This is a genomic window from Candidatus Agathobaculum pullicola (assembly GCF_052117205.1).
GTDB lineage: Bacteria > Bacillota > Clostridia > Oscillospirales > Butyricicoccaceae > Agathobaculum > Agathobaculum pullicola.
In genome coordinates this window covers 46,718-54,074 of the sequence record NZ_JBQKJP010000016.1, presented here as the reverse complement: position 1 = coordinate 54,074, position 7,357 = coordinate 46,718, and the positions used below count along the sequence as shown (strand labels likewise).

Below are 7,357 nucleotides of genomic sequence, written 5' to 3'. Positions count from 1 at the left end.
CCATTATGGAGAATATCTGGACTACATCAAGTTGTTAGTGGCGGCTGTTACTCAGACCGCACCGCGGCCGTTCTGCTCCGCACCAGCGGCCGCTGGCCGCCGCCGTATGCAATTAAGAGACGAGTTTTTGATGAGTACATTGAGAAAATGTACTCAATATAGGAAGGAGGGCTTATGGACAGCGATGTTTTAGCTTACAGAGTCTTACTTGATAAGCGAAAAGAAAATGCTCCCTTTTGGGAGAAGAAGGTTCTAACGGTTGAGGAAGCAGCTGAGTACACCGGTATCGGCAGGACAAAAATCAGGCAAATCATAATGAGGGGCGATTGTCCCTTTGCTGTCACTAACGGTGTTCAGGTCTGTGTAATCCGAGACAAGTTTATTGATTATCTTGATAAGCAATTTTGTATTTAAGGGAGGAAAAAGTTATGCCAAGAACAAAAAGAAAAGACAAATCAAGAGTAGTGCTTCGTACAGGCGAATCACAGAGAGCCGATGGTACATACCATTTCAGTTGGACGGACGCCAACCACAAAAGGCGTTATGTGTATGCCAAGACACTTGATGAACTGCGATATAAAGAGGAACAAATCGCAAAAGACAAGAGCGATGGCATTAAGGCAGAAGCTCGATACACAACGGTCAATGACATTTATGAGCTTTGGAAGGATTTGAAGCGAGGTCTGAAAAACAACACCTTTGAAAACTATAAGTATATGTATGAGACCTTTGTCCGTCATCAGATAGGTTCAAAGACTGTATCGTCTCTGAGAAAAACAGATATAAAGAGGTTCTATAATTACCTTGCAGACGAACGCCATCTGAAGCCGGCGACCATTGATAATATTCATACGGTTCTCCATCAGATTTTGGATATGGCGGTCGATGATGACTACATCAGGAATAACCCGTCAAACAATGTGCTTAAAGAGTTGAAACAGTCCCATTGTTTTCAGACCGAGAAGCGTAGAGCCTTAACAAAGCCGGAGCAAGAATTGTTTCTTGACTATCTGAAAAACTCTCCGACATCAAAGTATTGGTATCCGGTGTTTGCGGTTATGATTGGGACGGGACTTCGTGTTGGTGAGGTTACAGGGTTAAGATGGTGCGATATTGATTTGGAAGAAGGTATCATTGATGTGAACCACACGCTGGTTTACTACGACCACCGTACCGAGGGCAGTAAGCGTGGCTGTTACTTCAATGTTAATACAACCAAAACCCCGGCAGGAAGAAGAAAAGTGCCTATGCTCGGTTTCGTCAAAGAAGCATTTTTAATGGAAAAAGAAAGACAGGAATTGCTTGACCTTCATTGTGAAGCGACTGTTGACGGATACACCGATTTTATCTTCATCAACCGTTTCGGTCAGCCGCAACATCAGGCAACCCTCAACAAAGCAATTCGCCGTATTATTCGTGACTGTAACGATGAGCAGTTGTTGAAAGATGAAAATGCAGAAGTATTGCTCCCGCATTTTAGCTGCCATTCTTTAAGGCACACTTTCACAACAAGAATGTGCGAAGCAGGGGTAAATGTTAAGGTTATTCAGGACACGCTCGGTCATAAGGATATTTCAACTACGCTCAACATCTATACCGATGTAACAAAGGAGCTGAGGAAGTCCGAATTTGAAGGTCTTGACTCCTACTTCAAAAATGAGTATAATAAAGTGTCGGTTTGACAGATTAAATTGATACGGACTTCATAGTTGGTGGATAAAAGCATTTACATCATTTACATCAATTCTTACACAAAGCCCCCACGAAACTAATCGAAAATAAAGTAAAGTAGGATTTTGAAAAAATCTGATTTGCGACTTATTTTGAACTATGTTGGGTTATAGCAAGAATTGAAACGATGTCCTAAATCGTTGGACAATGAAAACACCCTCGTTTTTTTACGACAATTTTTACGACAAACCAAATAAAGTTATGACATCTTATGTGAGGTTATGTACTTTAATGAAAACGGTTTGGATTAACAAAGTAAGGAAAAGAGAGGTTAAATCAGGGTATAAGATACTCTCCCTTGAAATTCCGACCATGAAGCCGCTGGAAAACTGAGGCCGGGGATCACATAGGAACAAGCAGGACTGCTGAACGATCGGCGGTCCTGTTCGTCTATCAATATGAAGAAATGAGACGTTTGTGCGCGGCCAAACCAATAGCATGTGCTGTATATAAGCGCAGCGCCAATATGGGAGTGTGTGGCTGCGGTATGAGGGATACAGGCTGCAAAACGTGATGCTATGCAAAAGAAAAACAGATGAAAAAGGAGAATTATTATGCTGGAAGTTGGTACAAAAGCCCCGGATTTTACACTGCCCGATAAGGATGGCAATGCGGTCAGATTGTCTGATTTTCTGGGCAAGAAAGTGGTTTTATATTTTTATCCCAGAGACAATACGCCTGGCTGCACCCGTCAGGCCTGCGCCTTTGCACAGAATTACGAAGCGTTTAAAGAGAAGAACGTCGTGGTGATTGGCATCAGTAAGGATTCTGTGGCCTCGCATCTCAAATTTGCACAGAAGTATGAGTTGCCCTTTGTGCTGCTCTCCGACCCGGAACTGCAAGCTATTCAGGCCTATGGCGTCTGGCAGGAAAAGAAGCTCTATGGTAAGGTAGGCATGGGCGTTGTGCGCGCAACGTACCTGATCGATGAAAAGGGAATGATTGAAAAGGTGATGCCCAAGGTGAAGCCGGATACCAATGCAGCTGAAATTCTGGGGTATTTGGCTGAAGCGTGATGCAAGGGGTAAAGTAGGATGATCGTGCATGGGAATATGTGCTTGGCGGTTTGCAGGATTGGCTTATGGGCGTGAGGACGAATATGCGGATTATTATTTCACCAGCGAAAAAGATGAAAGTAGATGCGGATACGCTTTCGTGGCAAGATCTGCCCTGTTTTATCAACAGGGCGGAAACGCTTTACCAAATACTCAAATCTATGCCGTATGAGGAACTGAAAAAGCTCTGGAAGTGCAATGACGCCATCGCTGCGCAGAATGTGGAGCGGCTGGAGAGCATGGATTTGCGCACATGCCTGACCCCGGCAATTCTATCCTATGAGGGAATTCAGTATCAGTACATGGCGCCCGGCGTATTCACGGAGGAACAGCTTGCCTATGTGCAGGCGCATCTGCGTATCCTGTCCGGATTATACGGCGTTCTACGCCCCTTTGACGGGGTGACACCCTACCGACTGGAGATGCAGGCCAAGCTGCAAACCAATGGGGCGAGGGATTTGTACGGTTATTGGCGCGGAGAGATTGCAGATAAGCTGTATCAGGAAACCGATTGCATCATCAATCTCGCCTCCAAGGAGTACAGCGTCTGTGTCTCGCGCCATAAAAAGCCGGGAACGCAGTTTATCACCTGTGTATTCGGGGAGGAGAAGGACGGTAAAATCGTGGAGAAAGGGACGCTGTGCAAGATGGCTCGCGGAGAAATGGTACGCCATTTGGCTGAAACCCACGCGGAAAGTCCGGAGGCACTCAAAACCTTTTCCTGCTTGCACTATACCTTTTCGCCGGATCACTCTGATGAGAATACCTATGTCTTTCTGTTGAAAAAGGCATCAGAACGCGGAGTGTAACATGGATTTTTCCCAATTTAAAACGAAATTTTCCATTCCTCTGGATGCGCAGCAGGAAACAGCGGTGCAGGCGGTAGACGGGTCGGTGCTGCTGCTGGCGGTACCGGGCAGTGGCAAGACCACCGTGCTGGTGACCCGGCTGGGGTATATGCGTTATGTGCGGTCAATCCCGCCCGAGCGGATTCTAACCATGACGTATACCGTGGCGGCTGCGCGGGACATGCAGGCGCGATACGCCGCTTTCTTCGGTGAGGAAGAAGCAAAGTGTCTGGAATTTCGCACTATCAACGGTGTATGCAGTCGAATTATTCGCTATTACGAGCGCACATTTGGCCGTACCGCTTTCCGACTGCTCGAGGAAGGCGTGCAGAAAAGCGCGCTCATCAGCGAGTTGTATCGGATGCAAAGTAAGGAGTTTGCCACGGAAAGCACGGTAAAAGCCCTTCAGACCGCGCTTACCTATGCGAAAAACCAGATGCTCAAGGGCGAGGAACTGTCCGCGGTCGAGGTGGAGGGGGTCGACTTTGCCGCGTTTTTTGCGGCATACGGCAAGGCACTGCGCGAGCGGCAGCTGATGGATTATGACGATCAGATGGTCTATGCGCTGCGGATTTTGCGCCAATATCCCGAAATCTTGCGTGATTTCCAGACGCGTTACACGTATTTCTGCGTGGATGAGGCGCAGGACACCTCTAAAATCCAGCATACCATCATCCGTCTGCTTGCGGGGCAGAGCGGAAACCTGTTTATGGTTGGCGATGAGGATCAGAGCATTTACGGATTTCGAGCGGCCTATCCGCAGGCGCTGACCGAGTTTGACACCGTTTATCCAAACGCCAAGGTGCTGTATATGGAGCAGAATTACCGCTCCACGCGGCAGATTGTGTCGGCGGCGGATCGGTTCATCCAGAAAAACCATAACCGTCGCCCCAAGCATATGAGAGCCACGCAAGGCAGCGGCCCGGCGGTGCGCGAATGTTCGGTTTATGACCGGCAGAAGCAGTATGCCTACCTCTGCAAGCTGGCGGAGAGCTGCACGGTGGAAACGGCTGTTTTGTATCGGGATAATGACAGCGCGCTGCCGCTCATCGACCGCATGGACCGTGCGGGTATCCCTTACCGCTGCAGGCAGGTGGAAAGTCTGTTTTTTACCAATCGAGTAGTGCGTGATATCACGGATATCATTCGTTTCGCGCAGAACCCGAACGACGGAGAGCTGTTTTTGAGTTTGTACTATAAGCTGGGGGCGGGCATCAGCAAGGTGGTGGCACAGGTTGCGGCTGACCGTGCTGCGTCGGAGGGCGAGACGATTCTTGGGTATATCGCCGCTTCTTCCGCAGCCTCGCCGTGGACGCAAAAACAGTGCAAAACCTTGCAGACGCATCTGAATAATCTGCTCCGTGAGCGGGCGGATAAGGCGGTTTACCGCATTGTCCATTTTATGGGCTATGAGGATTATTTAAAAGAGCGGGGCGGAGACTTGACCAAAGCGGACATTCTGGAAGCGCTGGGAGCGCAGGAGCCTACGCCGGAACGGCTGCTCGATCGTCTGGAGGAACTGCGGGAAGTGGTACAGCGGGGTGGAACGGATGCAGACTGTCCGTTTGTGCTCTCTACCATCCACTCCAGCAAGGGATTGGAATACGAGCGGGTTATCCTGATGGACGTAGCGGACGGACTATTGCCCAAGGTGATGCCCGGAGCAGATGCAGAACCGGAGAAGCTTGACGCTTACGAGGAAGAGCGGCGGCTGTTTTATGTGGGACTGACGAGAGCCAAGCGGGAGCTTGGTATTATGACCTTCCGAAAGGTCGGTTTGCAGTCCGCCTTTGCGCGGGAAATCTTTCCGCCTGAAACAGGACGCGCGGCGCAACCGCCGACAACGGTTAAAAAGCCGGCTGTCCGGAAAGAGCCGGATGCGGCCCGCATTGCGGCTATTGCCAAAGACTATATTCCCGGTATTCGATTACTTCATAAAGCCTTCGGCCCCGGAACACTGGTCAGCCGGAGCGGAGATATCGGCATGATTGCTTTTGACAGCGGCGAGACGAAAAAGATTGCGGTTTCCGTGGCGCTGCGGCTCGGGCAGCTTCGCCGGGAGTGAAGCGAGATTTCGTCGCGGAGCAGTGCAGAAATACCGAAAAAAGCAGAAAATTGCAGAATTTAATCGTTCGATACAATTTAAATAACCATCTTGAAAATGGGAAACACCTATGATAAACTAAATTGGTCGTAATACAGGATTCAGATGCTTGGCTCTGTATCCCTGCGATAAAGCCGTTCAGTACGGAGCCATAAAACGCCTGATAAAGCCTGGACGGTGTGTTCAGGCTTTTGGCATTTCACAAAAAGGGAAGGAACATAAATGAACCGCGTGAGATATTTTGGACGGAAAGGACGTCGTCCGGGCATGCAGGCCGCAATGGTGATTGCATTGGGCTTTCTGATTACTATCCTGACCGGCGCGGTGCTGCTCATGCTGCCTGTATCCGCCAGGGGTGGAGAGCCGACAGATTTTCTGGATGCCTTATTTACCGCGACCTCGGCTACTTGTGTAACTGGTTTGGTCACCGTTGGGACAGCGACGCACTGGTCGGGTTTCGGACAGGCCGTGATTCTGTTACTTATCCAGATAGGCGGCTTGGGCTTTATGTCGTTGGCGTCGATTGCCTCTTTTCTTACCCGCCGCACCATCACGCTGCGCGAGCGCATGGTGATGAGCGCGGGGATGAATTTGACGGAAAACGCGGGTATCGTCCGATTGACCCGTCGCGTATTGCTGGGCACGCTCGCGTTTGAAGGGGCAGGAGCAGTGATTCTTGCAACACGATTCATCCCGCGTATGGGGCTATGGCAGGGCATTAAAATGGGTGTATTTCATTCAGTATCTGCCTTCTGCAACGCTGGATTTGATTTGGTTGGTACGCCGGATAATCCGTTTGCCTCGCTGACCGGCTATGCGGATGACCTGATTGTGAACCTGACGATTATGGCGTTGATCGTGATAGGCGGTCTGGGATTTTTCGTTTGGGGAGACATTTGGGACAAACGCCGTTTTCGCCGACTGCGTCTGCATACCAAGCTGGTACTGGTTACAACCACGTTTTTGCTCTGTGCGGGCTTTGTACTCACCCTGTTTTTTGAATGGAGCAATCCGCATACGCTGGGTGCAATGTCGGTGCAGGATAAAGTGCTGGCGGCAGCGTTCCAATCAGTCACGCTGCGCACTGCGGGCTTCAACACCATTGACCAAGGGGCATTGACCGGCCCTTCACAGGCGGTCGCCTGCCTGCTGATGATGATTGGCGGCTCGCCCGGCTCGACAGCAGGCGGTATCAAAACCGTGACGGCGGCCGTTCTGGTGCTCAGTGCGCTTTCCGCGCTGCGTGGCCGTACGACGGTTTCCGCTTTTGGCCGCACGATTGTTTCGCGCAGTATCATGAACGCAGTCACGATGATGATTGTGGGCGGAACGCTCAGCCTGACGGGTGCGTGTGTGATTTCCTATGTGGAAAATGTACCGTTCGGCATATGCTTGTTTGAAGCTGTATCGGCATTTGCAACGGTTGGCCTGTCAATGGGGCTGACGCCTACGCTGCATGCGCTTTCCCGCCTGATTTTGATTTTGTTGATGTATCTGGGGCGTGTAGGTGTGTTGACGCTGGGCGTTGCGGTGCTGATGCGCCATCGGGAGCCACCCAAAATGCAGTATCCGGATGCGGATGTCATGGTAGGATAAACGGATTTTGCCGCGTGTCCTCG

Annotated in this window: 7 protein-coding genes; all 7 read left to right on the top strand. The window is 50.1% G+C overall.

The window, feature by feature from the left end; all coding sequences use genetic code 11:
* Positions 1-193 (top strand): hypothetical protein (locus ACTQ3V_RS07585; protein ID WP_441466990.1); only part of this gene is annotated, 193 nt, incomplete at its 5' end.
* The gene (locus tag ACTQ3V_RS07580; protein WP_231195999.1) at positions 175-414 is read left to right on the top strand and encodes an excisionase; all 240 of its coding nucleotides are present in this window, start codon (positions 175-177) and stop codon (positions 412-414) included. The genes ACTQ3V_RS07585 and ACTQ3V_RS07580, both read left to right, overlap by 19 nt.
* Before the next feature lie 14 nt (positions 415-428).
* A complete protein-coding gene (locus ACTQ3V_RS07575; protein ID WP_022117667.1) occupies positions 429-1,682 on the top strand; it encodes a site-specific integrase in 1,254 nt (417 codons plus the stop codon).
* A 603-nt stretch (positions 1,683-2,285) separates the two neighbouring features.
* Positions 2,286-2,747, top strand: a complete 462-nt coding sequence (bcp, locus tag ACTQ3V_RS07570; RefSeq protein WP_441466989.1) for a thioredoxin-dependent thiol peroxidase — start codon at positions 2,286-2,288, stop codon at positions 2,745-2,747.
* An 83-nt stretch (positions 2,748-2,830) separates the two neighbouring features.
* A complete protein-coding gene (gene yaaA, locus ACTQ3V_RS07565) occupies positions 2,831-3,595 on the top strand; it encodes a peroxide stress protein YaaA (RefSeq protein WP_441466988.1) in 765 nt (254 codons plus the stop codon).
* A gap of 1 nt (position 3,596) precedes the next feature.
* On the top strand, positions 3,597-5,699 hold the full coding sequence (locus ACTQ3V_RS07560) for an ATP-dependent helicase (RefSeq protein WP_441466987.1): 2,103 nt from the start codon (positions 3,597-3,599) through the stop codon (positions 5,697-5,699).
* Between the two features lie 261 nt (positions 5,700-5,960).
* A complete protein-coding gene (locus ACTQ3V_RS07555) occupies positions 5,961-7,334 on the top strand; it encodes a TrkH family potassium uptake protein (RefSeq protein WP_441466986.1) in 1,374 nt (457 codons plus the stop codon).
* Positions 7,335-7,357 lie beyond the last annotated feature (23 nt).